21 protein-coding genes are annotated in these 25,788 nt (G+C 70.4%); 9 read left to right on the top strand and 12 right to left on the bottom strand.

Going from position 1 to position 25,788, the window contains the following annotated elements:
- Nucleotides 1-817 (top strand): HNH endonuclease signature motif containing protein (locus ACWIBS_RS13505; protein WP_376129214.1); only part of this gene is annotated, 817 nt, incomplete at its 5' end.
- 291 nt (nt 818-1,108) lie between these two features.
- On the opposite strand, the gene ACWIBS_RS13500 is transcribed toward ACWIBS_RS13505, so the two are convergent.
- Together ACWIBS_RS13500 and ACWIBS_RS13495 are read right to left on the bottom strand one after the other, a co-directional pair.
- A complete protein-coding gene (locus ACWIBS_RS13500; RefSeq protein WP_376129216.1) occupies nt 1,109-2,323 on the bottom strand; it encodes a lipase family protein in 1,215 nt (404 codons plus the stop codon).
- A 539-nt stretch (nt 2,324-2,862) separates the two neighbouring features.
- The gene (locus ACWIBS_RS13495) at nt 2,863-3,693 is read right to left on the bottom strand and encodes a hypothetical protein (RefSeq protein ID WP_376129218.1); all 831 of its coding nucleotides are present in this window, start codon (nt 3,691-3,693) and stop codon (nt 2,863-2,865) included.
- 172 nt (nt 3,694-3,865) lie between these two features.
- Between ACWIBS_RS13495 and ACWIBS_RS13490 the strand changes: the two genes are divergently transcribed.
- From ACWIBS_RS13490 to ACWIBS_RS13480, 3 genes are all read left to right on the top strand, one after another.
- Entirely contained in the window at nt 3,866-4,978 is a 1,113-nt protein-coding gene (locus ACWIBS_RS13490; protein WP_376129220.1) for a carboxylate-amine ligase, read from the top strand.
- A 96-nt stretch (nt 4,979-5,074) separates the two neighbouring features.
- A complete protein-coding gene (locus tag ACWIBS_RS13485; protein ID WP_376129222.1) occupies nt 5,075-6,442 on the top strand; it encodes a hypothetical protein in 1,368 nt (455 codons plus the stop codon).
- 2 nt (nt 6,443-6,444) lie between these two features.
- A complete protein-coding gene (locus tag ACWIBS_RS13480) occupies nt 6,445-7,704 on the top strand; it encodes a chloride channel protein (protein ID WP_376129224.1) in 1,260 nt (419 codons plus the stop codon).
- A gap of 6 nt (nt 7,705-7,710) precedes the next feature.
- Here ACWIBS_RS13480 and ACWIBS_RS13475 read toward each other — a convergent pair whose 3' ends face one another.
- The 6 genes from ACWIBS_RS13475 to ACWIBS_RS13450 form a co-directional block, all read right to left on the bottom strand.
- Nucleotides 7,711-8,163 (bottom strand): hypothetical protein, encoded by a 453-nt coding sequence (locus ACWIBS_RS13475; protein ID WP_376129226.1) that lies wholly within the window; start codon nt 8,161-8,163, stop codon nt 7,711-7,713.
- A gap of 10 nt (nt 8,164-8,173) precedes the next feature.
- Nucleotides 8,174-10,108, bottom strand: coding sequence for an FUSC family protein (locus ACWIBS_RS13470; RefSeq protein ID WP_376129228.1), 1,935 nt, complete (start codon nt 10,106-10,108; stop codon nt 8,174-8,176).
- A 15-nt stretch (nt 10,109-10,123) separates the two neighbouring features.
- Complete coding sequence (locus ACWIBS_RS13465; protein WP_376129230.1) at nt 10,124-11,557, bottom strand: DHA2 family efflux MFS transporter permease subunit; 1,434 nt, start codon at nt 11,555-11,557, stop codon at nt 10,124-10,126.
- A 94-nt stretch (nt 11,558-11,651) separates the two neighbouring features.
- The gene (locus ACWIBS_RS13460; RefSeq protein WP_376129232.1) at nt 11,652-12,467 is read right to left on the bottom strand and encodes a DUF1275 family protein; all 816 of its coding nucleotides are present in this window, start codon (nt 12,465-12,467) and stop codon (nt 11,652-11,654) included.
- Between the two features lie 22 nt (nt 12,468-12,489).
- Nucleotides 12,490-13,128: a flavodoxin family protein gene (locus ACWIBS_RS13455; protein ID WP_376129234.1), complete on the bottom strand. Its 639-nt coding sequence runs from the start codon at nt 13,126-13,128 to the stop codon at nt 12,490-12,492.
- Nucleotides 13,129-13,133: 5 nt separating this feature from the next.
- Nucleotides 13,134-14,306, bottom strand: coding sequence for a cupin domain-containing protein (locus tag ACWIBS_RS13450; protein ID WP_376129236.1), 1,173 nt, complete (start codon nt 14,304-14,306; stop codon nt 13,134-13,136).
- A 291-nt stretch (nt 14,307-14,597) separates the two neighbouring features.
- Here ACWIBS_RS13450 and ACWIBS_RS13445 point away from each other — a divergent pair, with 291 nt between their 5' ends.
- Nucleotides 14,598-15,374, top strand: a complete 777-nt coding sequence (locus ACWIBS_RS13445) for an AraC family transcriptional regulator (RefSeq protein WP_376129238.1) — start codon at nt 14,598-14,600, stop codon at nt 15,372-15,374.
- Nucleotides 15,375-15,402: 28 nt separating this feature from the next.
- Nucleotides 15,403-17,850: a response regulator transcription factor gene (locus ACWIBS_RS13440; RefSeq protein WP_376129240.1), complete on the top strand. Its 2,448-nt coding sequence runs from the start codon at nt 15,403-15,405 to the stop codon at nt 17,848-17,850.
- Between the two features lie 20 nt (nt 17,851-17,870).
- Here ACWIBS_RS13440 and ACWIBS_RS13435 read toward each other — a convergent pair whose 3' ends face one another.
- The 3 genes from ACWIBS_RS13435 to ACWIBS_RS13425 are packed head-to-tail and all read right to left on the bottom strand — an operon-like array spanning nt 17,871 to nt 19,706.
- Nucleotides 17,871-18,248, bottom strand: coding sequence for a fluoride efflux transporter FluC (locus tag ACWIBS_RS13435; protein WP_376129242.1), 378 nt, complete (start codon nt 18,246-18,248; stop codon nt 17,871-17,873).
- On the bottom strand, nt 18,245-18,676 hold the full coding sequence (locus ACWIBS_RS13430; protein ID WP_376129244.1) for a fluoride efflux transporter FluC: 432 nt from the start codon (nt 18,674-18,676) through the stop codon (nt 18,245-18,247). Before ACWIBS_RS13430 ends, ACWIBS_RS13435 begins: the two co-directional genes overlap by 4 nt.
- The gene (locus ACWIBS_RS13425; RefSeq protein WP_376129245.1) at nt 18,669-19,706 is read right to left on the bottom strand and encodes a glycerophosphodiester phosphodiesterase family protein; all 1,038 of its coding nucleotides are present in this window, start codon (nt 19,704-19,706) and stop codon (nt 18,669-18,671) included. Before ACWIBS_RS13425 ends, ACWIBS_RS13430 begins: the two co-directional genes overlap by 8 nt.
- Before the next feature lie 124 nt (nt 19,707-19,830).
- Between ACWIBS_RS13425 and ACWIBS_RS13420 the strand changes: the two genes are divergently transcribed.
- The 3 genes from ACWIBS_RS13420 to ACWIBS_RS13410 all read left to right on the top strand — a co-directional run bounded on the left by ACWIBS_RS13420 (nt 19,831) and on the right by ACWIBS_RS13410 (nt 24,151).
- Nucleotides 19,831-20,733, top strand: a complete 903-nt coding sequence (locus tag ACWIBS_RS13420) for a Bax inhibitor-1/YccA family protein (RefSeq protein ID WP_376129247.1) — start codon at nt 19,831-19,833, stop codon at nt 20,731-20,733.
- Nucleotides 20,734-20,849: 116 nt separating this feature from the next.
- Nucleotides 20,850-22,838: an alpha/beta hydrolase gene (locus ACWIBS_RS13415; RefSeq protein ID WP_376129249.1), complete on the top strand. Its 1,989-nt coding sequence runs from the start codon at nt 20,850-20,852 to the stop codon at nt 22,836-22,838.
- 59 nt (nt 22,839-22,897) lie between these two features.
- Entirely contained in the window at nt 22,898-24,151 is a 1,254-nt protein-coding gene (locus ACWIBS_RS13410; RefSeq protein ID WP_376129283.1) for a DNA polymerase domain-containing protein, read from the top strand.
- A gap of 107 nt (nt 24,152-24,258) precedes the next feature.
- On the opposite strand, the gene ACWIBS_RS13405 is transcribed toward ACWIBS_RS13410, so the two are convergent.
- The gene (locus tag ACWIBS_RS13405; RefSeq protein ID WP_376129250.1) at nt 24,259-25,662 is read right to left on the bottom strand and encodes a glycosyltransferase; all 1,404 of its coding nucleotides are present in this window, start codon (nt 25,660-25,662) and stop codon (nt 24,259-24,261) included.
- Nucleotides 25,663-25,788: the final 126 nt, after the last annotated feature.

Here is a 25,788-nt window from a genome sequence, read left to right as displayed (position 1 = left end):
ACGTTCCTCGCGCTCCGGGCTAACAGCATTCATAGTCATCAGTGTCTCCTTCAGGGTGAAGCCTCACCCCTTACACAGACCATTTGACAGGCTCGCGCAGTTGCAGCGCGGGTTCGATGCCCTGCTGAACCCGAAAGTGAACGGGGTGCCGGTCACCGGGCCACGGTTCGACGGCCACGACGACGGTGATCGTGACGAACCGTTGCCGGGCACCGCCGATGACCGCACCCGCACGCAGAAGCAGCACGACGCGTTGGCGATCATGCTGACCACCGCCGCCGAGTCCGCTGCCCTTCCCACCCTGGGTGGTGCCGCACCCACGCTCGTGGTGTCCGTGCGGGAAAAGGACCTCGCCACCGGGCAGGGTGCCGCGTTCCTCAGCGGCCTGAACGACCCGGTATCCCTGTCCGTCGCCCGGCACATCGCCTGTTCCGGGGCGGTGCAGCGGGTCGTGCTCGGCGAGAACGACCGGATCGTGTCGATCCACACCCAGGAACGCGTGTTCAACCGCCGCCAACGCCGCGCGATCGGGCTCCGCGACGGGGGCTGCATCATCCCCGGATGCCACGTCCCCTTCGAATGGTGCGAACTGCACCATGTCGTCGAACACGCCCAGGGCGGACCCACACACACCAGCAACGGGGTGCCCCTGTGCTGGTGGCACCACCGCACCCTCGACACCAGCGGATGGCACATCCGGATGAGACGCGGCGTCCCCGAAATCCGCGGACCCGCCTGGTGGGACCCCCACCTGAAATGGCGACCCGTCACATCCTCACCCACAACACTCCTCGACCGACTCACCTCGGACGTCTGAACCGCGTCGCAACGACGCGACGATGGGTGACGATCGGTGACGACCGCGACGATCCGGGAGGACCGGCGACGACCGATTCCTCTTCGACTGAACGCCAGCGCTCGACCGAACGCGAGTGCGCGACCGACTCACCCCGGACGCCTGAGCACGTCGCAACGACGCAACGACCGGCGCCGGATATGACGCCGCCGTCGGCGAGCGTGAATGCCGCGTCGAGGCCTGTGCCGACGGCGCGCACCGCTCAGCAGCATCCGACCCCATGTGCGCGCAGGCTCGACGATCCGTCCCGCCTCACACGCCGACCCCGTCGAGGAACGTCACGAGCTCGATGAGACCGAGGTAGGCGATGGTGCCGTGTGTGGCGATCGAGATCGTGCGGTAGGTGACGTCCATGCCGAGCGATTCGGCATGCGCGACGTAGCCTTCCGTGTCGGCGGGTCGCACCAGCTCATCCTCGAGCCCCTGAACCACGAGCAGCGGCGCCGAGAACGCGGATGCTCCGACTGAGTTCTCCTCGAGCAGCGTCGCCCACGGTTCGACGGTGGTGGGATCGGCCGAGACGAAGTTGCCGACGACGGGACCGGCGATCTCGTGCAACTCGGAGATGTGGCTGAGCAAGCACAGGTCGTTCATCTGCGGCTGGATCGCCAGGGCCTCCGGCGTGAGGATGTCGCCGAGTTCCGCTCCGCGGTCGGCGTAGATCTCGGCGAAGGCCGAGAACGCGTACGACCCGATGGTGACGCCGGACACATCGTCGAGGTGCGTCTTCATGAGCGCCGTGAGGTCTGCGGCAGGAGCGGCAGCGGCGACGGCACGCACGGTGAGCTCCGGCGCATAGTCCGCGGCGAGTTCGGCGGCGAACAGCACGGCTTGCCTGCCCTGAGAGTGACCCCACAGCACGACGTCCGAGCCGGCCTGGGCGGCGGGGATCGCCTGCGCGGCTCGCACCGCATCCAGGACGCTATGCCCCTCGGTCACGCCGATGAGGTACGAGTCGGGACCGTCCGCGCCCATCCCCGTGTAGTCGGTCGCGACCACGGTGTATCCGCGATCCAGCAGAACCCGCATCCCCTCGACGCCGATGTACGGGTCCACCCCGAGCGAGGGAGCGCAGGATCGCGCAGACCCCGTCGTCGGATGCCCCCACGACACGACCGTCCGTCCACCGGCCGGCGCGGGACCCAGCGGCGTGACGACGACCCCCGTCGCGATGACGGGGTCTCCGTTCAGATCGGTCGAGCGGTACATCACGCGCCACGCCCGCGCATCCAGGGGCACCCCCAACAGCGGCTCGCTTCTCACGAGCGAGCCCGGATCTCCGTCGAGCGCGTCGACCGGCTGGTGGTAGAACGCCTCGAGACCGTCTTGCTCGATCAGGTCGCCGATCAGGCGCACCTCGATCAGCGCGACGACACCGCCCATCATGGTGAGCAGAGCCGCGAAGAGGGCGGCGACCCACCGATGCCGTGGCGATGTGCGTCCGGTCGTCCCCCGCACTCTTTCCACGAGTCCCGGTCCTTTCCTGAGAACGACGGCTGGGGTTCGGTCGACGAAAGACCTGACCCGAGTCTGGACGTCATGACGCCTGTCCGGTAGGCCCCGTCAACGGGAGTCGTTCCGGACCGTACGACCACCCGCATCCTCAGGGAAGAACGGTGCACAACGCCCGAACCTCAGGAATTGCCAAAGACTCTCAGATCCGCTTGTCCCCCTTGTGGCGGACACGTTAGCTTTTTCTCAGACGGGGAAGAAGGCACTGGGGGATCTTGGCGGATCTGCCTTTCGCCTCGTCTCATGGGGAGTCCTGGGGACTGGGGGTCACTGAACTTCCCGCCTTACGGCGGACGTCCCGGACGAGTCAGTTGGCGCTGATCGTCCGGGACGACCTGTACCGGCCCGGAGCCGTCGCGCGCCCGCTGGGGACGGGCATCGGTGCTGGGGGCACCGTGCGACGTAACCGTCGCGGGCCGGTACGGGTCACGTTAGGCAGTCATCCTCCCCCGATCCAGGGGTCGACACGTCGCTCTCTGGCGTGTAAAGGGTGATCAGGCGGTCTTTCGCCGGCGCACCAGGACGATCGCGACGACCACTCCGGCGATCACGACGAGCGCTGCGATGCCCACGAGGATCCAGGGGAACCCGGAGGCATCCGCCTCGGTGTCCGTCGACGTGGGCGAAGCGCTGGGTGTGCTCGACGGCGTCGTGAGGGCCTCGTCGACGGTCACGGTGGTCATCGCGAGCACCGTCTCACCGTCCGCCACCGTGATCGTGAAGATCCCGGGCTCCGTCGCGGTGAACTCGGCAACCGCACCGCCGTCGGCCACGGGCACCGGAACGATGGTGGCGGTCGTCGACTCGTGCGAGAGCATTCCGCCCGGCGTCCCGTCGAGACCGAAGGTCGCCTCGGCGAGATCGCCCAAGCCCTCGGCGGTCACGGTCGCGCTGTCTCCGACACCGATCGACTCGGGCGTCGCGGTGAGCGTGGCAGCGCCCGGACCGGACTCGATCGGCGCCGACACGACGACAGCGGTCGCAGCCAGAGTCGTGCCGCCTTCGACGACCATGATCTCGAACGTCCCCGGCTCGGTCGCGCTGAACTCGACCTGCGCGGTCCCGCCACTGGCGGCGACCTCGAGTGTCGCACCGGATGAACCGCCCGACGACAGCAGACCGCCCGGTGTCGCATCGAGCTCGAAGACCACCGAGTCGATGCCGCCGAGGTCGGTCGCGGTGATCGTCGAGGTCTGCCCGACCGTGATCGTCTCGGGGCTCGCCGCCACGTCGACGAGGATCGTCGCCGCGGCGCTGACGGGAGTGAACGCCGCAAGAACCGCGACCGCCGCGATCGTCAGGATCGATGTGACTCTTCTGAACATGGACGACTCCCCGGTGAACTGCGCGATGGCCGTCCTCCAGTCTGCCCGGATTCCCGCTTCCTGCCCAGTCGAGCCGAGCACTGTCGCAACAGCTCGTGACTGTCAAGCCTCGTGCGCGGCCTGGCCCGCTGGTGTTCGCTGTCCCGAAGGACGCCGAACGAGGGGAGCCCCGATGGCCGCGACGTTCGGCATCGAAGAGGAGTACGTGCTGCTCGACCCGATCACTCTTCGTCCGGTGCCGCTCGGCCTCGACGCGATCCGCGATCTGGGTGCCGCGACCGACGGCGGCCTCGTCGACAAGGAGTTCTTCCCGTCGCAGGTCGAGTTCTCCACGCCGATCTGCCGCACGTCCGCGGATGCCCTCGACGCCGTCTGCGGCTTTCGGCGCCGCCTCGCCGGCTGGGCCACGGATGCCGGAGTCCTGGCGGCCGCGTCGGGCACGCCCTTCGACCTCGCCGCTGACGCCGCGCTCACTCCCGACGACCGCTACGCGCGCATCGGCGCCGACATCGGCGCGCTCGTCCAGGACCACCAGATCAACGGACTGCACGTGCACATCGGGATCGCGGACCGCGAGGATCGCGTGCGTGCGTCCAACGCCCTGCGGCCCTGGATCCCCGTCCTGCTCGCTCTCTCTGCCAACTCTCCGTTCTGGCGCGGTCGCGACACGGGCTTCGCCAGCTGGCGCGCCGTGCACAGCCGGCGCTGGACGACCTACGGCGTTCCGCCGCGCTTCCGCGACGCCGCGCACCACGACGAGACCGTCTCGGCTCTGCGGGGGATCGGCGCCACGAGCGACTCCGCCACGATCAACTGGAACGTGCGACTGCCGACCGCCTATCCCACGCTCGAAGTGCGTGTGTGCGACGCGCAGCTCGACGCGTGGTCGAGCATCGGCCTCGCCGTGCTCATCCGCGCCCTCACCGACGTCGCGACGAAGGAGCGCGTCGACGACGCCGAGCACACGCTGACCGACGCGGCTCTCTGGCACGCGTCCCGGCACGGCACGGAGGCGACACTGGTCGACCCGTCGAGCGGACGCCTCGCACCGGCGCCACAGGTCCTGCGAGGGCTCTATCGCCGCATCATCCCGCATATCCACGACCCGATCGACCGTGCGAGCGTCGCGGACCTGATCATCCAGGCCACGGCGGGCAGAACGGGCGCGGACGCGCAGCGGCGCGCGTTCGCCGCCGGCCCGGTGGCACTCGCCGAGCTCTATCGATCGCGGCTGGTCGAGCTCCCGGCATCCGCGCCCCCTGTCGCCGCGCCCGTCGGTGCGTGACCGCGCATGAGCCGCCGGGCGGCGAGCGCCGTCCGATGCGTGCCCGACTGAGGCGTGCGCCGTTCGCCCGCGAGAGCCGTCGCTAGGCTGACGTGCATGGCCATCGCCACTGTCGTCACCGCGTCCGCCGACGCCGACGAGTCGGTGCTCCGGCGCCTGCGCGAGCTCGGTTTCGACGCGACGGATGCCACGCCCCCGACTGCCGACGTCGCTGAAGCGCGCGAGTACGCGGCCGCCCTCGACGCGGTCGCAGCGCAGAGCGTCATCGCGGCCATCGCGCAACGCGGCGCCGAGAGCCGGCACACCGTCGCGGAGCGGCTCGGCGCAGCAGCCTCCGCAGCCGCTGCCGATGCAACGGAGTCCCCCCTCGCCCTCGTCGTGCTGCCGGCCGCCTCCGCCCCGCTCGCCGGACCGGTCGCCGTCGTGACCCCCGCCGAATCGGTGTCGGCCTACGAGCTCTACGTCGGCGCGGCCCTCGCCTCGACGTCACGCCGTCGCGTCGCGCACCTCAACGGACGCGGCACACAGGGCTCGGCGGTGCACTCCGGCATCGCGGGCCGCGTCATCGCGCGCGCGGCCGCACCCGAATGGCGCGAGTTCCCGCACGCACAGCCCGAACGCTCCCTGCACACCCTCACCTCGCGACCCGGGGCTATCGTCGCCGCCGTGCCGCCCGGCTCCATCGCCGCGGCCCAGCTCATCGCCGACCACCCCGACGCCGACATCGTGCTCGTGTTCGACCGCGCGCACGCGCGGCATGGAGCAGCGGTCGCCCAGCAGGTGTCTTCGATGGTCGAGTTGGCGTTCAGTCTGGGGGCGACGGCCGCGCCCGGCATCGTCGTCTCCGACGCGCCCGCACCGCCCGCCGAGACCGCCGACGCCCCCGGGGCCGCAGAGGCGCCCGAGGATCCGGCGTCGGATCTGCCCGCCATCCGCGCGTCGGACGTCGTGCACGTTCGTCTCACCGACGAGGCGCTCGAGCTGACCAACCGCACGAGTCAACGCCTGCGCGTACATGTCGCACTGGGCGACGGCGCTGCGCCCGACGTCGCGCGCGCCGAGTTCGCCTCGGTGCTCGAACCGCGTTCGGCACGCAGCGAGGCCACGGTCGGCGTGCCCGGCCTCGAGGACCTCCCGCCGCCCCAGGCGGTCATGCGGCACTGGAGCCACGAGTCCGAGGAGGTCTACGAGGGCGGGCGACGGCGCATCCTCGTGTTCCGGATCGAGGTTCTCGCAGCCGACGGCTCCGTGCGGGCGGAACGCTCGTACCGTCCGGGCAACGGCTTGGACTTCTTCGTGACCGCCCGGGATCTGACCGCCCTGATCGGACGGCCCGTCGCGCGCAGCATCCTGCCCGATCCGGCACCCGAGCCCGCTCCGGGGACGCCTCCGGCCGACCTGCTATCGGCTCTCGCGTCTGCGGTCGCCGTCGGCGCCCAGGTGCTGACGGCCCGCGCGGGATGAGCATGAGCGTGCAGGGGCACCAGCCGGGCCGCAAAGACTGGCTGCGGCTCGCCCTCGTCACGATCGCCGTCGGCGTCGGCGCGGGGCTCGCGGGCATCGCCATCGTGCTCGTGCTCAACGCGACGGCGTACCTCGCGTTCGGGCACAGTCCCGGCTCGGGCACGCTGCTCGAGTCGATCGAGCAGACGCCGCCGTGGCGTCGCTTCGCGGCGGTGACGTCGGCGGGCATCATCGGCGCGATCGGCTGGTACCTGCTGCGGCGCCGGCCGCCCCTGCCCATCTCGGACGACGATGCCGTGCAGGGGCAGAAGATGCCGACCTTCAAGACGATCGCCGACGGACTGCTGCAGATGGTGGTCGTGGGACTCGGCGGCTCGGCGGGCCGCGAGCTCGCCCCGCGTCAGATGGGCGCGCTCGTGGGCGCCTGGCTCAGCTCGAAGTCCGGGCTCTCGAGCGAAGAGCGAAAGGCCCTCGTCGCGTGCGGCGCGGGCGCGGGCCTCGCCGCGGTCTACGACATCCCGCTGGGCGGCGCGATCTTCGCCCTCGAGGTCGTCTACCTCGGCTTCCGCGTACCGGTGGTCATCATGGCGGTCACGACCTCGGCGATCGCGGCGACGGTGGGCGGCCTGCTCGTGCCCGAGACGCCGCTGTTCGCGCTCGAGCGCATGGAGGTGACACCGCAGCTGTACATCTGGGCGATCCTCGCGGGACCGATCTTCGGTCTGGGCGGCGCCTGGTTCGCGCGGGGGATCGGCTGGCTCATCGCACGCCGCCCGACGACGGCGCGCATCCTGTGGCTCATGCCCCTCACCTACGCGGCGGTGGGGCTCATCGCGTGGCCCCTGCCCGAGATCCTCGGCGACGGCGGCCCCCTCTCGACGACCGCGTTCAACGCCGACACGACGCTCATCGTGCTCGCGCTCGCGATCGCGGTGAAGGCCGCCGTGACCCTCGCGACCTACGGTGTGGGCACGGCCGGTGGAACTCTGACACCGTCGATCGCCTTCGGCGCCTCGCTCGGCGCGCTCCTCGGCGGCATCTGGAACATCTTCTGGCCCGGTACCCCCATCGCCGCGTTCGCCGTCGTCGGTGCCGCGGCGTTCCTCGCCAGCGCGATCCACGCCCCCATCAGCGCGCTCGTGATCGTGATCGAGTTCACGGGTCAGAGCTTCGACTTCTACGTGCCGATGATGTTCGCCGTCGCGGGGTCGGCCTTCGTCGGACGCTACATCATGCGCCGCAGCATCACGGGCGCGTTCTAGCGTCGGTCAGGGGTTCTCGACGCGCACGCGGATCTTCACCAGCGCCGTGTAGATGTGCTCGCGGTCGGCGAGGTAGGCGCTCAGCGCCTCACCATCGGCGTCGTCGGCGAGCGGTTGCGTGCCGACGACGAGAACGACGTATCGACGGCCGACGGCATTGGCCGTCCAGTCGTCGGTGACGGGCTGGTCGAGCCACACACCCGCCGGGGTGCACAGCTCGACGCGCAGGGCGCGCAGCGACGCGTAGAGGATCTCGGTGCCGATCGGCAGGATGTCGCCGTCGGCGTCGAGCCGCTTGAGCCCCATGCCCGTGACGGCCTCCGCGAGCGTGCCGTCGTCGGCCCGCGTGAGCGGATGCACGAGGACATATGCCGTGGCCTCTCCGAACGGGTTGGGCGAGGACCAGGTGGTCAACCCGACCTCGAGGCCGGTGGCGGGTGCAGGGGTCGTGTCTGTCACGTTTATGAGGCTAGCGGGATGGGCGGCCGCGGCCGCCGTGTTCGGCACGATCCGGATGCCGCCGCTCGAGCATCGGCCGCAGATTGGCCACTTCGTCCGCGAGCTCGCGCACGACGGCGTCGGCGGATTCCCCGCCGTGCGCGGGAGGAGCCGGCACGCGCACGGGACGCTCTTTCACGTCGGCGTCGGCAGCGAAGGACTCGAGCTCCGCCGCGATCGCCTTCAAGGCCGGGAGGTCCGCCGACACATCCTGCGGCGGACGCGAGGCCGAAGCATCCGTGATCCGGTCGGCGACGCGTTCGGCGGCTGTCACGACGGGGATCCACGCCCACGCCTCGCGGCCCGCCGGCGGCGGCTCGGCGAGAGTGCGCTGCACGCTCACGTTGGTGTCCGACAGCGTCCGGTACGCCCGGCGACGATCCGCGGTGATCGTCGCGGCATCCTTTCCGGCTGCGACGTCGCCGGCGTACTGCGTGAGCGCGGCGACCGACGATGCGAACGGGGCGGCGATGCGCGCGTGCCGGGCGGAGGGCCAGATGAGGTAGCCGAAGACGATGACGATCGCGCTTCCGATGACGGTCGTGAGGATGCGGGCCGTCGAGAGGTCCGACACGGACTCCCCCGACGCGATCATCGTCAGCAGCACCATGATGAGCGGCGTCAGCAGCAGTGCCTGCAGGGCGTACGAGCGTGCGGCCGCCCACGGCAGTACGGCGGCCAGGACGGCGACGGCGGCGCCGAGGAGCAGCGGCTCGTGGATGACCGCACCCACGCCGATGGCGATGACGGCGCCTCCGACGGTGCCGGCGCTGCGCAGCACGCCGCGCGCGAAGACCGAGCCCAGATCGGGTTTCATCACCAGCGCGACCGTCAGCGCGATCCAGTACGGGTGCGCGAGAGGCACGAGGTAGAAGGCGATGTAGGCCAGGGCCGTGCACAACGCGAGCCGCACAGCCGTCATGAGCAGCTCGGGGCTCGGCGCCGAGACGCGGCGCCCGGGCGGCGCATCGTCCGCGGGCGCTGAGCTCTTGCCCCAGATGGCATCCTCGAGCATCCCGACCCGCACGAGCGCGCCGTCGGGTGACGTGCGAGCGGCCGGGCGGTGTCCGCTCGCCACCGCGTCGGCCGCGGTCGTGAGCCGCGTCGCGGCCGACGCGCACAGCGCACGGTCCACGTCGTGCGCGAGCAGGCGCGCGAGCAGCTGATCGGCCGCTCGCGTGATGAGAGCCGAGCGGGCGTATTCGCGGGTCGGACCCTGCGCGCTCCCCCGCAGCGCGATCTCCATCTGCGCGTAGGTGTCGATCGCGGCGACCGTGCGGGCGCGCCCGGCCACGACGTCGTCCCCGCCCTCCGCCCGCGTGTGCGACAGATCCGCGAGCGCCCGCAGCACCGCGGCGAGTGCGTCGCGCTGGGGCCGATGACGGTTGAAGAGGGCTTCGATGCCGAGCAGCAGCGCATAGAGGGCAGCGCCCGCGAGAAAGAGGACCGCCGCCGGCCAATAGGGTGCGGCCGCGGGGACGCCGATCGCGATGGCTGCCGTGAGCATGCCCTGCATCGTCGCGACCGAGAGCGGTCCCGAGTAGCCGCTGAGGATCCCGCCGCCGAACGCGAGGAGCGTCATGACCAGGATCGTGACGACGGGCGGCGCCCCGGACAACCAGCCGAGAAGGTAGGAGGCCGACGCGATGGGGGCGCAGATCAGGATGCGGCGGAACCGGGACGGATACGCGTCGGCGTGCTCACCCATCGCCAGCAGCAGCGACCCCATGCTGATCCACATCCCGACCACCGCGTGGCCCAGGAGCGAAGCGACGATGAGCGGCGCGGCGACGGAGATGCTCGTCCGAATCGATCGACCCACGGGCCAGCGGGCCGGCGCGGTCGACGCGAGCGACCTCAGCCACAGCGAGGGCCGCCACGGACGAGCAGGGGTCGGAGTGTGCACGATGCGCCTGACCCTTCAGCCGGCGGGCGGCGGAGCATGCCGCACGGTCGGGACGGAGTGCGCCGGCGGGAGTGCCCCGGTTCGGGCGGGGAGGACGTTGATCACGAGGATGACGACGCCGACGACGATGAGGAGGATCCACACCGACGTCGCCGCTTCGGCGAAATGCGCCTTCATGTCGGCGCCGAGCCCCGCCGCCAGGAGCGCGCCGGCGACCGCGACGCCGAGCACCTGGCCGACCTGTCGGCCCATCGCGATGAGGCTCGCCGCGAAGCCTGCCTTCTCGTTCGGCAGCTCGGAGATGGCGGACACGTTGACGGGGTCGTTGAGCGCTCCGAAGCCGAGGCCCACGAGGAGGAACGGAATGAGCACGAGCCAGATCGCCGCATCGGCCGTGACCCAGAATGCGGCACCGGCGACGATGATGAGCACGGCCGCGAACACCAGGACGGCACGTGCACGGCCCGCCGCGACGACGCGTCCCGCCAGGGGTGCCGCGATCATCGATCCGACCGCCATGGGCAGCGTGAACAGCCCGGCCTCTGCCGGGGAGAGCCCGCGGTAGTTCTGCAAGAAGAGACTCAACGTGAACGCGACGGCGCCCAGGCCCAGCACACCGAACACGAGCGTCAGGATCGACGTCGTGAACGCGCGGCTGCGGAACAGCTCGAACGGGATGAGCGCCTCGGTCTTGCGTCGTTCGACGACGATCATGCTGACGAGCGCGACGACGCCGATCACGCACCCGCCGATGATGAAGGGCGAGCTCCACCCGAGGGTCGACAGCTCGATGATGACGAACACGACGCTGCCGAGGACGAGCACGAGCAGGATCTGTCCCACCGGGTCGAAGGGCTTCGTCTTGGCCGCACGCGAGACCGGCGCCCAGACGAGGAGCGCGATGACGGCGATCACGCCGGGGATGATGTTGACCCAGAACACCGCGCGCCACCCGAGCGACTGCACGAGCAGCCCGCCGAGCAGGGGACCGATCGCGATGCCGGCGCTGGCGATGACCGACCACCAGCCGAGAGCCTTGGCCCGCGCCGCCGGCTGAGTGAAGGTGTTCGTCACGATCGCGAGCGCGGAAGGCGAGATCATGGCGCCGCCGATCGCTTGGAAGCCGCGCGAGGCGATGAGCAGACCCTCGTCGGGCGCGAGACCGCACAGGAACGATCCGACCGTGAACACCGCGACGCCGATCGCGAGGATCCGGCGTCGACCGAAGCGATCCGCGAGCATTCCCGCCATGAGCACGAAGCTCGCGATGACGAGGATGTAGGCGCTCACGATCCACTGCAGCGACTGCAGCGAGGCGCCGAGGTCCTTAGCGATCGTCGGCAGGGCGACGTTCACGACCGTGCCGTCGATGGTCATCATGAGGAACGGCAGACCGCAGACGAGCAGGACGAGGTAGGGGCTGCGGGTCGTCGCTGCTCTCGTCATCATCGTCGGACGGTCCTCACTGGTGTCGCCGGCGGGCTTTCCCGCAGACGCGGAGGAGGCGGGCGGAGGCTCGTCGCCCCGCCCGCCTCCTCACGGGTCACGCGAAACTGCCGGCCGGCGTCGGGTCGACGTTCTTGCGCTTCATGACGAGCGCCGCGATCAGGATCAGGACCGCGATGAGCGCCGAGAGGAAGATCGATGCACCGTTGGCTATGAGCGCATCGGCGAGGAAGCCGATCGCACCGCCACCCGCGAACCCGAGGAGCGTCAGGAAGAAGATGCCTGCCCACTTGAGGTTCGGCGTGCCGTTGATGCCTTCCTTCTTGAAGGCGGCCTGCACGAGGAAGTTGAAGGCCATCTGCACGACGAAGGTGACCGCGACGGCTCCATAGAGCATGCCGTGGTTCTTATGGAACGCGTTGCCCTGTGCTCCGGCGACGAAGCTGATGCCGTACGCGATGTACTGCGCGTGCTCCTTCGGGAGCTTGCCGAGGTCCAGTCCGCTGTCCCACGGCACCGGCGACGAGCCGACGACGACCAGTGCGAAGATCCCCAGCACGATCAGAAGGACGACCTGGACGGTGAGGATGCCCACGGTGAAGGTGCGCCCGCTGCGCAGGAACGCCGTCATCAGGATGCCCGCGAGCGCGGACCCCACCCCGAAGGCGATGACCGAGATGAACGGGAACTGGAACTTCTCCCAGTCTCCCTGGATGAGCCAGTACCCGCTGGAGAGCACGTTGCCCGACTGGACAGTGGAGAACGTCGACGCGTTGGCGAGGGTCCAGGCGTTCAGTGTTCCGGCGATGAAGGCGAGGAGGAAGCCGACGAACGGCATCTCCATGAGGGGAAAGCGGATCTTCTCGGGATGCTCCTGGATGACCTGGACTCCGGTCGGTGCAGAGCTTGACATGGTGTCTCCTTTCGCCTCGGGCTCAGCCGAGGGCGTCTGCAGCAGTGGGCGGTCGGTTCCCGGCCGCGGGGGCGGCGGCGCCGGCACGCAGCGGCGCCACGGCGTCGGTGACGGCGACGAATCGTCCGAGATGCTCGGCGAGGACCTCTTTCGCCGTGTCGACGTCGGGGATCTTGCCGTGCGCGAGCACGAAGCTGAGCCCGTACGGGTTGCCGTCGAGCTTGTTGATCGTGTCGTTCGCGGTGCTCGGGGGCACGAGGATGCAGCCCCAGGCGGCGCCGACGGCGTTGAGGTCGTCGACGACGCGTTCCTGTCCCGCGTGCGCGAAGTTCGACGTCGCCATCGCCGTGAAGGTCTTGTTCACGAACGCGCCGGCCACGGCGGCGTCGTGATTCTCATCGATGAACGCCTTGATCGATGCGGACAAGAGGCCCGTGTGGGCTTGTGAGCTGACGACGAAGCCGTCGGCCCACGCGAGGTCGTCGGCCGATGCGATGTCTCCTTCAGCGGCGGCGGGCTGGACGTCGCGCGACAGCGCGACCTCCCGCACGTGCCGGACCCGCACCTCGGCGCCGAGCGCGCCGAGGGCGGAGTCGGTGAGGCCTGCCAGCTCCGCGTTCGCTCCGAAAAGACTCGAATAGACGACAAGGATGCGGGCCATGACGACTACTTCTGGATCTTCGACTGGTCGTACCAGATCACCGGTGCCGGGGTGTCGTCCGTGGGCAGCGACTCGACGAAGACGTCCGTCGACAGCAGGTGGTCCGCGACGATGTGCACGGGGTTGGATGCCAGCCACTTGCGCGCCGAGATGTCGGAGTACTCCGGGTGCTTGAAGACCTCGACGAAGATGAGCGGCTCGTCGCCGGTGTTCTGCACGTAGTGTCCCGCGACGAGCGGAACGACCCCGACATCGCCGGCCTGGAAGTCGAACGTGCGCGCGACGCCTCCCGAGAGGAACACGGTCATCTTCGCCTTGCCCTGGATGTAGTACTGCCACTCCGCGGCCTTCGGGTGCCAGTGCAGCTCGCGCATGCCGCCCGGTTCGACCTCGACGAAGGCGGCCGAGATCGTCTTGGCCGCGGGGAAGTTGTTGACGTCGACGATCCGCACACGGCCGGCCTCGGACTCGATCACCTCGGCATCCTTCATGTGGAAGGTGAACGGCGACGGCACCTTGCCTGCCGGAGTGGCACGCTCGACGTCGGCGATGGGGCCGGGGACGTCGGCCTTGAAGATGTAGAGCTCTTCCTTCGGGAACTGCGAGATCTCGCCCTCGGTCTTGCGGAAGTTCGCCGCGACGACGTCCTGCGGCGTGTGCATGAACCAGTCCGACAGGAGGAAGGTGTTGTTCTCGGAGAAGTCCGGCTCGCTGAAGACGAGCAGGAACTCGCAACCCTGGTCGAGACCCTGGATCGAGTGCGGCAGGCCAGCCTCGAAGTTCCAGAGGTCACCGGCGACGATGTCGTCGATGAAGTACCGGCCCTTCTCGTCGACCGACGTGACGCGAGCGTTGCCGACGAGCATGAGGCCCCACTCCGCCTCTTTGTGCCAGTGCAGTTCGCGGTAGGCGCCCGGCTCGAGAGCCATGTTGACGCCGGCGACATCCTGTGACGAGGGGAGGTCGCGGTTCGTGACCTCGCGCGCCCACCCGCCGGGCTGAAGCCGCTGGTGGGAGTCCGAGAAGCTGTACCTCATGTTCATCACGGTTCCGCCGTCGGTGGGCGGCGACACGAGGATGTCGGGGTTTTCGCGATCGCGCCAGATGTCGCGCGGTCCGAGGTCGAGCCAGCCCTTGCCATCGGTGGGGCGGATCGGCTGCGGCGTGTCGTCGGTCATGGTGATCTCCCGTTCATCGGCGTTGACTCCCTCGGGAGTCGGCAGCACTTTCACCTGTGAAGATACCGAGTATCCGGGCGGGACCAGGTTCTTGTCTCAACTCCGACCAGCAACTGGGCACGGAACAGTCGATGCCCGGCGACGCGCTGCCGCGCACGCACACGATCGGCGTGCGGACGCCAGGGGGGGTGATTGCCCGGGGTGATAACCCGGCCTCGACGCTCGATCCTCGAGAGAGGCCTCATACGCTGGCGCCGTCGCGATCGAAGGAAGGCTGATCAGAGGGTGAGGGTGACCGCACGGATCTCGCAACTCGCGGACTGTCTGATCGTCTCCGGCGCCGTCGCCGCCGTCGAACGCGCGGCGACGCCTCTCACCGCACGGCGTCCCTACGCCCTGCTCACGCACGTGCGCACGAGCCGCGGCCCGCACGCCGACGCCGTCACGGCGATGCTCCTGACGAGTCTCACCCCACGCATCCCCGCGCCGCCCCGCGCTCACATCGTGGCGCTGGCGGTTCCGCTCGTCTGCGTCACCGGATCATCACTGGCTCCCGTGACGCAGCTCTCGGAGACCGCGCTCGTGCGCGCATCCCGTGCTCTGCTCGAAAGCCTCGCCCGGGATCTTCCGAGCGGCGAGGCGGCGAGCTCGCGTTCGCTCGACGATGCGCTCGTCAGTCTGCTGCGCGGCATCCTGCAGGAACATCCCCGCACCGCCGCGGCGACGTCCCACGAGGCGACCTTCCGCGCACGGCTCGCCGCGGTCGTCGACGCACGGCACACCGACCCTCGCCTCGACGTCGTGCAGCTCGCGCACGAGCTGCACGTCAGCCGGCGCCAGCTCTACCGATACGCCGACAGCGGAGTCGCCGCGATGCTCGCGCTGCGGCGCGTGCACACGGCGCAGAAGCTTCTCGCCGCGCACCCTGATCTCAGCATCAGCGACATCGCGTTCCGTGCGGGCTTCGCGAGCCCTTCGCGCCTTCGTGCGCAGCTCCTGCGGATCACGGGCGAGACTCCGACAGAATATCGACGGAGGAGCGCTCTGCCCGCAGAGAGCGAGCTGTGACGACGGACGCCGACGAGATCGAGGACCCGTGCCCAAGGATGCCGAACGCGACGCGATCTGGAGACGCCTGGATCGGTCGCGCTTCCACGAGCTGTGGGAGCGCCTGCCCTCGCTGACGGTGCTCGCGGCGCTGCCGGGCTGGGGGCGCACGGAATGGATGCGCGCCTGCGACGAGCACCTCGTTCGTCGCGGCGACCCCCCGCGCATGTTCTGGCCGGACGGCCGCGAGGCCGCAGCGGCCGCACTCCTGATGCCCGCTTCGTCGCCCGTCGTGATCTTCCTCGACGACGTCGTGACGGGGCGGGACGACGCGCTGTGGGACAGGATCGTCGCGGCAGCGGGTCCGCGGACGCGCATCGTGCTGTCCACGCTCGACACCCCGGAACCCGAGGTCATCGCCGGGATCGACGCGCGCGTGCTGGATGAGCGCGACCTCCGCTTCACGGAGCACGAGGTGGCGGCACTGGTCGAGGCCTCCGGCGTTCCGCTCGCTTCCGAGATCCGCGATGAGCTCGTCATGCGACTTCGAGGGGTGCCCGTACTCGTGCGGCAGCAGCTCGCGCGCCTGCGCCGCCGACGCGGAGAGGGCGTCTGGGCGAGCCTCGCCTTCACGTTCGAGCGCACGCTCCTCGAGCACCTCGCCGCGCGGACGGCGATAGCGGAGAGCTCGTTCGCGGGACTGCTGCGCAGAGGATCGGGGTTCCGCAGATTCTCACCTCAGCTGCTGGCCGGGAGCGTCGACGATCGAGATGCGCGTTCCGACTCGGCGCAGATCGATCGGCTGGAGGCCATTCCGCTCGGCGAATTCGACATCGATGACGAGACGGGGCAGCGCGATTTCGTGTGGACGACGGGATCCTGGCGCGTGCTCGACGAGCAGATCGACCCTCACGAGCGCCGACGTCAGTGGGAGCTCGCCCTGCGGCGGACGCGCGAGGACGGGCGCATCACCGCACAGCTCTTCTACCTGTTGCAGCTGGGACGCCTCGCCGAGGCCGACGATCTCGTGTTCGATCAGCACCGCCGCTTCCTCGTGTTCACGAACGCCGAGACGCAGGATGCGCTGCTGGCCGCGTCGCGCGATCTCGACGGCCACCCGAGCCTGCTGCTGCTCGCCGGTGAGCTGCGGATCCGCACGATCGGGGCCAACCCGCAGACGATCCGGGATGCCGCGACCTGCCTCGACGCGTTCGTCCCTCCCCACGACATGGACGCGTTTCCCCGGTTCCGGCTCGACTGCCGGCGGGCCATGGCGGCCGCCTACGCCGGGCGACGTTCGGTCGCCATCCAGCATCTCGAGCGCGTGGCCGGGATGCTGGATGCCACGGAGGATTCGCGTGTCCGTCGGCGCGCCGACCAGGACCCCGGCGTGGCACAGCGCGTCGCAGCGGATCTCTTCCTCGCGTTCTGGGCCGCCGTGCAGACGGACCGCCACGACCTCGCGTTCGGCTTCATCGGCGTCATGCGGGAATACGGCGATCCCGCCGACACGGTGACGCAGATCGACCGGTTGACCGCGATGACCGAAGAAGACTTCGCCGGAACCCGATCGTGCGACCCCGGCGGTGCCCGTCCTGACGGGCTCGAGTTCAGTCATGCCGCGCCGCTCGTGCTCATCGAGGAGGGCGACGATCGTGACGCGATAGAGCGGGTGCGACCGCTGGCCGCGCGGGTACGGCCTGCGCCCACGCGCTCCGCCGCGGATGCGCTCCTGCTTCTCTCCCGCGCACTGGTCACCCCCGGTCAGGTGGATCACTCGTTCGTCGTGGCCACGGTGTCGCTGAGCACATCATTCTGGGATGACGCCAGACCCAGCACGTTCATCGCGTTCGCGGCGACCGTCGCGCATCTCGGTGCGGGCCGCGCTGACGAGGCTCGCGCCCTCGTCGCCGGTGCACCGCATCCCGATTGGTTCACCCTGACCGCGGAAGCCCTCATCGAGCTGTACTGCGCCGCGCCGGAGACCGCGCTGGCGCTGCTCGAGGCCGCCACCGCCACGACGGCATTCCCGCGGCTCATCGTCACGGGGGGCGTCCTGAGCGCCGCCGCCCTCGCATGCCGGGGACTGCACGAGGCGGCCGCGGCACGGCTCGACACGCTGTGGAGTGTCCACCCCGCGCCGCGACTGTTCCGATTCGCCCTGCGCTTCCTTCCTGCGGAGGTGTTCGCCGTCGTGGTGCAGGCCGCCGACGGGAACGTCTCCGACGGCGTGGCCGCCGTGCTGGATGCCGCATCCCATGACCGGCGCCCGACGCTCGACGATGCGGTGCCGGCCTTGACGCCGGTCGAGCGGGAGATTCTCGTGCTGCTGCGGCGCGGGCTCGGCAACGCCGAGATCGCCGAGACGCGCGGGGTGTCGCACAACACGATTCGCACGCAGCTGCGCCTGCTCTATCGCAAGCTCCGGGCCGCGAACCGCTCGGAGGCGATCGCGAATGCGCAGCGCGCCCATCTCTTCGACCCGGAGCCCGCCTGACGGCCCGCTCGCCCGACCCGTCAGACCGATCGGCCCAGGACGAGGCCCACGAACGCGGCCGTGCCGGTGATCGCGAGCATCCCGACGGCGTTGAGGACAGCGCCGCGCGCGGCCCGCCGCTGCAGCAGGACGACCGTGTCGAGCATCGCCGTACTGAACGTCGTGTAGCCGCCGAGTACCCCGGCACCGAGGACGAACAGCCACGGTGCGGCGAGCACCGACGAGTCCGCGAGCCCGGTTGCCAGGCCGAGCAGCAGGGATCCGCTCGTATTGACGACGAGGATCCCCCACGGGAACCGTCCGCTCGCTCGACGCATGACGAGGCCGTCGACGACGAACCGCAGCGCCGCGCCGAGCCCGCCGCCGACCGCCACGAGCAGGAACAGTCCAGGGGTCATGCTGCAGCATCCTTCGGCGGCCGACGCGTCGGGAACAGGCGCCCCGCGAGCGCGAGACCCGCGGCGGCACAAGCCAGACCCGCAGCGACGCTGCCAAGCGCGTACGCGAGCGCCACGGACGGCTGCGTCTCCAGCAGCACCACGGTGTCGGTCGCGAGCGCGCTGTACGTCGTGAAGCCGCCGATCGCACCCGTGCCCGCGAACAGGCGCACATCGCGCCGCGCGGCGGTCTCCCCTGCTCCCAGCGCCGCCACGAGGAAGCCGAGGGCGAAGGAGCCGACCAGGTTCACCAGGAGGATGCCCCACGGGACGCCGCCGCCCGGAAGCGCGAGGACGATGGCCTCGCGTGCGGCCGTGCCGATGACGCCACCCGCGAAGACGAGCAGGATCAGCCGCGGCCGCGCGTTCCCGCGCCCGTGGTCAGTCACGGGGCCGTACGGTCGATGCGTTGTCGCGGAAGAACCCGACGCCGAGATCGGGATGGTCCACGAAGACGCCGTCGACACCGGCATCCCGGATCACTTTCCACTCACCCATCCAGTCGCCGAACGCGGACCGGACACGACCGGAACGGAACTGGCCGATGAGAAAGGCGTTCTCAGGGCGGCATGTCCACGTGTAGACGCGCAGGCCGCGATCGTGCGCATCCGAGACGACGCGAGAGGGACCGGTCAGGCGTCCGAGCTTGTCGGGCACGAGGATCATGCGCTTGTCCACGCTGATGCCGTCGACGACGCCGACGAGCCCGTCGAGTCCGTCCGGAGCGGCGGTCTGCCGATAGGTCGGTGCGGCGCGGCCGTGCGCTGCGACGAGATCGGCGGGCCGGCCCGACGCCTCGAGAAGATAGATGTAGGTCGCGGGGATGCCGCGCTCGCGCAGTCCCACGAGCACGGTCGACTCGAACGACTCGATCGTGAGCGGCAGGTCGCCGCTCGCCCAGCCCGCTTCGGCGAGCTCGCTCGCGACGAGGGCCGCGACATCCCACCCGAGCGAGGCGAAGTAGGTCGCATGCTTGATCTCGAGCACCACGCCGATCTCGCGGCCCTGCTCGAGCGACCCGGCACTCACGAGGTCGAGGACGTCACGCAGCCGCAGCACGGGCTGCCCGCCGTCGAACGTCGCACTCGAGGGACGCAGGTCGGGCAGCCGCTCGCGGCACCGCAGCGTCGTGAGCTCCCCCCACGTGAAGTCCTCGGTGAACCATCCCGTGAGCTCGACGCCGTCGATCGTCTTCGACGTGCGGCGATCGGCGAACTCCGGCCGATCGGCGACGTCCGTCGTCGTCGAGATCTCGTTCTCGTGCCGCACGACCAGCACGCCGTCGCGCGACACGACGACGTCGGGTTCGACGGCGTCGACGCCCATCGCGAGAGCGAGGTCGTATGAAGAGCGCGAATGCTCGGGGCGGTATCCCGGCGCACCGCGATGGCCGATGACGAGCGGAAGACGGCGCGGCACGGCTCCAGGCTACTCGCCGCCTCTTGGCCGTCTCACAGGGTGGATCGATCGAAGCGCAGCATCCGTCCGATATCGTGGATCGACAGCACGATGTTGCAACCCATGACTTTGGAGTGTGAGAGCAATGGCCCTCAACAACCCCGCCTTCAACAATCCGGCCTTCCAGGATGAGCGGGCGGTGCGCACGTATCCCGGCGGTCGCCAGGCCGCGAACCTCTCTTCGGCCCAGCAGGCCGGCGTGAACGCTGCGACCCAGGCTCAGCTCGAGGGCATGTACGCCGCCCCCGCCGCGGGAGCCCTCGAAACCGACCGCATGTCGTATGAGGACACCATCTGGAAGACGGTCGGCCTCTTCGGCGTGCTGCTCGTCACCGCCGTGGTCGGCTGGGTCTGGACGATGGCGCCCGTGACGGCGACCAACCCGGCACCCTCGATCGCTCCGTGGCTCATCGGCGCGCTGGGCGGCTTCGTCCTCGCGATGGTCGTCATCTTCACGTCGCGCAAGAAGATCCGCCCGCCCCTCATCGTCGCCTACGCGGCCTTCCAGGGCCTGTTCGTCGGTGGGATCTCCGCATACTTCGAGATGATGTTCGAAGGCATCGTCCTGCAGGCGACCCTCGGCACCCTGTCGGTCGTCGGCGTCACGCTGGCCCTCTTCGCGAGCGGCAAGGTCCGCGCCTCCAAGCGCGCGACGAAGATCTTCATGATCGCGATGCTGGGCTACCTCGTCTTCTCGCTGCTCAACCTCGGCCTCATGGTCTTCAACGCCCCGATCGCCGGCGGAGCCTTCGGCCTGCGCAGCATGGAAGGGCCGTTCGGCATTCCGTGGGGTGTCATCATCGGCGTGTTCGTCGTGATCATGGCGGCGTACTCGCTCGTGCTCGACTTCGACTCGATCCAGCGCGGCGTGCGCAACGGCGCCCCCCGCAAGTTCGGCTGGCTCGGCGCCTTCGGCATCATGGTCACGGTCGTCTGGCTGTACGTCGAGATCCTGCGCATCATCGCGATCGTGCGCGGCAGCAACTAGACGCGGATCCATACCCGCTTCTCTGTACGGAGGGGTCGCCCATCGGGCGGCCCCTCCGCTCGTTCTCCAGCCGCCCGCGCACCTCGTTTCGAGCCGGGCCCCCTTATAGTGACGGCATGAGTGCGCCGCGGCATCCGTTCGGTCGGATGCGCGCGGCATTCGGCGTGCTGCTGTGCGCCCTCCTGGCGTCCCCCGCCGCACTCGTGCCCGATGTCGCGGTCGCGGCCCCGCAGACCGCGGCGACGTACGAAGCCGCGCCCTGCCCCGTGAACGTTCCGGCCGCACATCGCGACCGAGTGCGCTGCGGCTATCTGACCGTGCCCGAGCGCCGCAGCGCCGACGCCGATCCGGAACGGATGCTGCGCCTCGCGGTCGCGATCGTGCCGACGCCGCACGCATCGGCCGAGACGCCGCTCATCGTCTCCGGCGCGGCGCTGTCGTCGCTGTCGGACTTCGTCGACGTGCAGTGGGCCATGGGCGATGTCATCCTCGTCGAGCAGCGGGGCCAGGTGCACGCCGAGCCGACGCTCGACTGCCCCGAACTCGATCTCGAGCACTTCGTCGAGGATGGCGCGCTTCTTGCGGATGGTCCCGCCGACGAGCGACGCCTGCGCCAGCTCCAGCGGTGTCGCGATCGGCTCGTCGAGGACGGCGTCGACCTCTCCGCATACACGACCGCGGCGAGCGCCGCAGACCTCGCCGATCTGCGCACCGCTCTCGGCTACGACACGTGGGATCTCCACGGCGTCGGCGAGGGAACCCGGCTCGCCCTCACGGTGATGCGCGATCACCCCGACGGGCTGCGTGCCGTCGTGCTGGACGGCGCTCGCCCGCTCCAGGCGAATCGACTCGAAGCGCAGCCGGCGGGTGTCATCGCCGCCGTCGACGCGCTGATGACGCTGTGCGCGGCCGAGGCTGCGTGTCACGCCCGCTATCCCGACCTCGACGAGAGCCTGCGTTCGGTGCTCGAACGCGCCGCCGATACGCCGCTGCGTGTCACCGTCGACGATCCGCGGGCGGGCTCGCCGCTGCGCGTCGAACTGAGCGACGTCGACCTTCTCGCGACTCTGCTGGCCGCGCTCGCGGGCCCCGGCGCCGTGCGCACCGTGCCCTTCGTGATCGACCAGCTGCACCGGGGTTCCGACGCCGCGATCGTGCCGCTCGTCGAGCGAGGCCTCGTCCGCTTCGGAGCGGAGAGCGAGGGCCTCGCGCTCACGGTGGACTGCGCCGAGGAATGGGCGTTCCACGACGTCGGGAGGATCGCCGAGGCGCGCGCCGTCGACCCGCTGCTCGATCACCTCGCCGACGAGGCGCAGCGTGCGCGCGAGTGCGAGATGTGGGGTGTGCCCGCCGCCGGCGAGCGCGAGAACGCCGCCGTCACGAGCGGCATCCCGACCCTGCTGCTCGCGGGCGGGCTCGATCCTGAGGCGCCGGCCGCCGCGGCCGAGGCGACGGCGGCGGCACTCGCTGCCGCCCACGTCGTCGTCCTGCCGCAGCGTGGTGCGGGAGCGCTCACCGTCGCCTCCGACCGGTGCGCGGCGGCCGCCACGTCGCTGTTCCTGCAGGACCCCGCCGCGCTGCCCGACCCGACGTGCCTGCAGCGCCCCCTCGACATCGGGTTCCTCACGACAGCCGACATCCACCCCGCTCCCGCGGCGTACCGGCTGTCGAGCGACCTGCGGGATGCCCCGGCCCGACTCGCCCTCGGGATGCTGCTGCTCGTCGCGCTGCTCGCGGTCGTCGGCTACGGCGTCGCCTACGGACTCATCTGGCTCGCACGCCGGCGCGGGCGCGCGCCCGAAGGCGCCGTGCTCGCCGCGACCGTCTCCGCCGCCGCGAACGCCGCCTATGCCATCGCACTGCTCGTCCTGTTCACCCGCGTGGAGCCGCTCTCGCTCGACCTCGGCGTGCCCGCGGCGGCGTGGCCCCTCGTGATCCTGCCGTTCGTGGGCCTCGCGGCGGCCGTCGTGCTCATCGTCGTGCTCGTACGCGCCTGGCGTGCGGGCGAGGGGGCGACCGGCCATCGCCTCGCCCTGTCGTTCGCGGCCCTCGCCTCACTCGGGTTCACGGTGTGGCTCGTGGTCCGCGGCCTGCTCGTGTTCTGAGCATCGGCCGCGCTCGCACCCCCTGGCCGGAGGCGCCGGGCCTCGCTAACGTGACGAAGATGACGCCCGCAGCATCCGCCGCAGAGATCATCGAGGTCGCCGGACACGACGTGCGCATCTCGAGCCCGGACAAGATCGTCTTCCCCGAGGTCGGCCTCACGAAACTCGACCTCGTCCGCTATTACCTGTCGGTCGCCGAGGGTGCGCTGCGCGGAGCCGGCGGGCGGCCCATGGTGCTCAAGCGGTTCCCGAAGGGCATCGAGCAGGAGCCCTTCTTCCAGAAGCGCGTCCCCGAGAACCGCCCCGGCTTCATCGACACCGCCGTGCTGCACTACGCCTCGGGGAGGTCGGCCGAAGAGGCAGTGATCCGCGATGCGGCAGGCCTCGCGTGGGTCGTCAATCTCGGCTGCATCGACCTCAATCCGCACCCTGTGCGGTCGGAAGACCTCGACCACCCCGACGAGCTGCGCATCGACCTCGACCCGCCGTCGTCGTACTCCGGCGAGGAGACCATGCCCGGCGTGGGATGGTCGCAGATCGTCGACACCGCGTTCGTCGCCCGAGACGTCCTCGCCGACGTCGGTCTCACCGGCTGGCCCAAGACGAGCGGGTCGCGCGGCATGCACATCCTCGTGCGCATCGCGCCGGAGTGGGACTACGCGCACGTGCGTCTCGCCGCCGAGAGCCTCGCCCGCGAAGTCGAGCACCGCGCGCCGGGGCTCGCGACCGCGCGGTGGTGGAAGGAGGAGCGCGGCGAGAGCGTCTTCGTCGACTACAACCAGAACGCGAAGGACCGCACCGTCGCGTCGGCGTACTCGGTTCGCCCCCTGCCCGACGCGCGCGTGTCGACGCCGCTCGGGTGGGACGAAGTGCGCGACCGCCGCCCCGGCGAGTTCACGGTCCGAACGGTTCCCGAGCGCGTCGCGGAGCACGGCGACCCGCACGCCGGCATCGACGACGCCGTCGGATCCCTCGACGGGCTGCTGCGACTGGCCGAAGAGCTCGGCCCGGCCGAGAAGCCGCCGCGGCGCGGCGATGGCAGCGGCCGACGTCGCTCGACCATGCCGCTCATCGAGGTGGCCCGCACCAGGACGAAGCCCGACGCGCTGGACGCCCTCGACGAGTGGAAGCGGCGGCACCCCGGCGTCGCGGCCGCGCTGCACCCCGCGGATGTGCTCGTCGACGGCATGCGCGGTTCGAGCTCGCTGTGGTACCGCGTGCGGATCAATCTGCAGCACGTGCCCGAGGACGATCGCCCCGGCCAGGAGCAGCTCATCGCCGACTACGACCCGTGGGCGGGCCGGTCTCGCTGACCCGCTGTCGACAACTCCGGAGAAGCCGACATGCTACGCAACGAAAGCCGAGCATGGCGGCCCGGGGTCGACGGCTCCGGGGTTCCCCCAGAGGGCAGATCTCCGGATTACTCGACGCCTCCGCGGCGAGAAGGCACGGAGAGCACATCGCGAGCGGCTCGGGCGAGGGCTGCCATCGCGTGCTCGGGATCGACGGCGCGGGCGGACTGCGCGCCCTCGACGGCGAGGCGATGGTGAAGCTCGGGGTCGGCGAGGACCCGCACGATCGCGTCGGCGAGCGCGTCGATGTCGCCGTCGGGAACGAGCAGGCCCCCACCTCGCCCGAGCAGCTCGCGGGGACCGTACGGCGCATCGTAGGAGACGACCGGGCATCCGTCGGCGAGCGCTTCGACGATCGAGAGGCCCTGGCCCTCGTATGCCGATGTCGACAGGTACGCCGATGCTGCGCGCAGCGCACGCCCTGGGTCGTCGGTAGGCCCGCGCAGCACGACGTGCGCGACGAGCCCGAGCTCGTCGATGAGCGCCTGCAGCCGCTCGCGCTCCGGGCCGTCGCCGTAGACGTCGAGATGGGCGTCCGGCACGCGCTCGACGACGCGGGGGAATGCCCGCACGGCGTGGTCGACGCGCTTTCCGGCGGCCAGCCGGTTGAGCATGATGACCCGGCCGGGCACGCGCTCGCTGCCCGGGCGAACAGATGCCGCGGCCGGCACGCCGTGCGGGACGACGACGTGGACGCCCGAACCGCCGAAGCGCTCGGCCACGTCCGCACGCTGCGCGTGCGTCGGCCACAGCACGGCGTCGAACCGCTCGGCGAGGGTGAACCATCTCGCCCACAGGGCGTTGACCGGAGCGTCCGGCGTGTACGGAGGCTCGAGGTGCACGGTGTGGATCGTGTGCAGCAGGCGCACGTCCGGGTCATCCCACCCTGCGAGCAGCTCGCCGAGCTGCCGCGACTCGCAGATGACGACGACCGCGCGCGCGGGGCTGGCGGCGCGCAGGTTCGCGACCACGTGCGCGAGCCACGCGCGGTACAGGGCCCCGAAGCCGTCCAGCACGCCGACCTCGCCACCACTCGCGTCGTGCACGACGACCGGCGCCGTGCTGATGTGCCAGTCGGGGTCGCCCGATATCACCGGAAGACTCACGACGGCGCGACCCTCGCCGTCGGTCACCGTCCGATACTCCAGCGCGGGGTCGCGGGCACCCGCGCGGACCGCCTCCCTCAGCCAGCTCGCCGCTCCTCCGCCGGGCTCCGCGGCCTCGTCGAAGAGGTTGCGCATGCGCTCCGCAGCGACGATGAGATCGCGTCCGTCGAAAGCCGCCCGATGCCGGGCGTGATCGCGCGCCGAACCGGGGTCGACCGTCAGCAGGAGCGGCCCGCGTCCCTCGTGCACTCCCGCTGCCGCCATCTGGCGCGCACGGGCGAGGGTCGCGAGGGTGTAGCCGCCGTCCATGTCCGGGATGAGCCGGCTCGAGAGGATGACGTATTCGGCATCGGGGAACTCGGTCACACCCTCATCCTCCCGCAGCACCGCGTCGGAGTCATCGCCCGTCGAGTGTCGCGGTGGCCGGCAACCGGGTGATCCGGACCCGTCGGCCGTGGTCAATGGGCTGGTGGAACGGCTGAGTAATATGTT

The organism is Microbacterium sp. NPDC055442 (genome assembly GCF_053644215.1).
This window is presented reverse-complemented; position numbering and strand designations above follow the sequence as displayed.

What these genes read in the sequence shown, in the direction of transcription:
- ACWIBS_RS13455 (WP_376129234.1), bottom strand. Translation starts at nt 13,128, where the DNA reads ATGGCCCGCATCCTTGTCGTCTATTCGAGTCTTTTCGGAGCGAACGCG.
- ACWIBS_RS13465 (WP_376129230.1), bottom strand. Translation starts at nt 11,557, where the DNA reads ATGATGACGAGAGCAGCGACGACCCGCAGCCCCTACCTCGTCCTGCTC.
- ACWIBS_RS13490 (WP_376129220.1), top strand. Translation starts at nt 3,866, where the DNA reads ATGGCCGCGACGTTCGGCATCGAAGAGGAGTACGTGCTGCTCGACCCG.
- ACWIBS_RS13415 (WP_376129249.1), top strand. Translation starts at nt 20,850, where the DNA reads ATGAGTGCGCCGCGGCATCCGTTCGGTCGGATGCGCGCGGCATTCGGC.
- ACWIBS_RS13485 (WP_376129222.1), top strand. Translation starts at nt 5,075, where the DNA reads ATGGCCATCGCCACTGTCGTCACCGCGTCCGCCGACGCCGACGAGTCG.
- ACWIBS_RS13495 (WP_376129218.1), bottom strand. Translation starts at nt 3,693, where the DNA reads ATGTTCAGAAGAGTCACATCGATCCTGACGATCGCGGCGGTCGCGGTT.
- ACWIBS_RS13410 (WP_376129283.1), top strand. Translation starts at nt 22,898, where the DNA reads ATGACGCCCGCAGCATCCGCCGCAGAGATCATCGAGGTCGCCGGACAC.
- ACWIBS_RS13460 (WP_376129232.1), bottom strand. Translation starts at nt 12,467, where the DNA reads ATGTCAAGCTCTGCACCGACCGGAGTCCAGGTCATCCAGGAGCATCCC.
- ACWIBS_RS13420 (WP_376129247.1), top strand. Translation starts at nt 19,831, where the DNA reads ATGGCCCTCAACAACCCCGCCTTCAACAATCCGGCCTTCCAGGATGAG.
- ACWIBS_RS13480 (WP_376129224.1), top strand. Translation starts at nt 6,445, where the DNA reads ATGAGCGTGCAGGGGCACCAGCCGGGCCGCAAAGACTGGCTGCGGCTC.
- ACWIBS_RS13450 (WP_376129236.1), bottom strand. Translation starts at nt 14,306, where the DNA reads ATGACCGACGACACGCCGCAGCCGATCCGCCCCACCGATGGCAAGGGC.
- ACWIBS_RS13435 (WP_376129242.1), bottom strand. Translation starts at nt 18,248, where the DNA reads ATGACCCCTGGACTGTTCCTGCTCGTGGCGGTCGGCGGCGGGCTCGGC.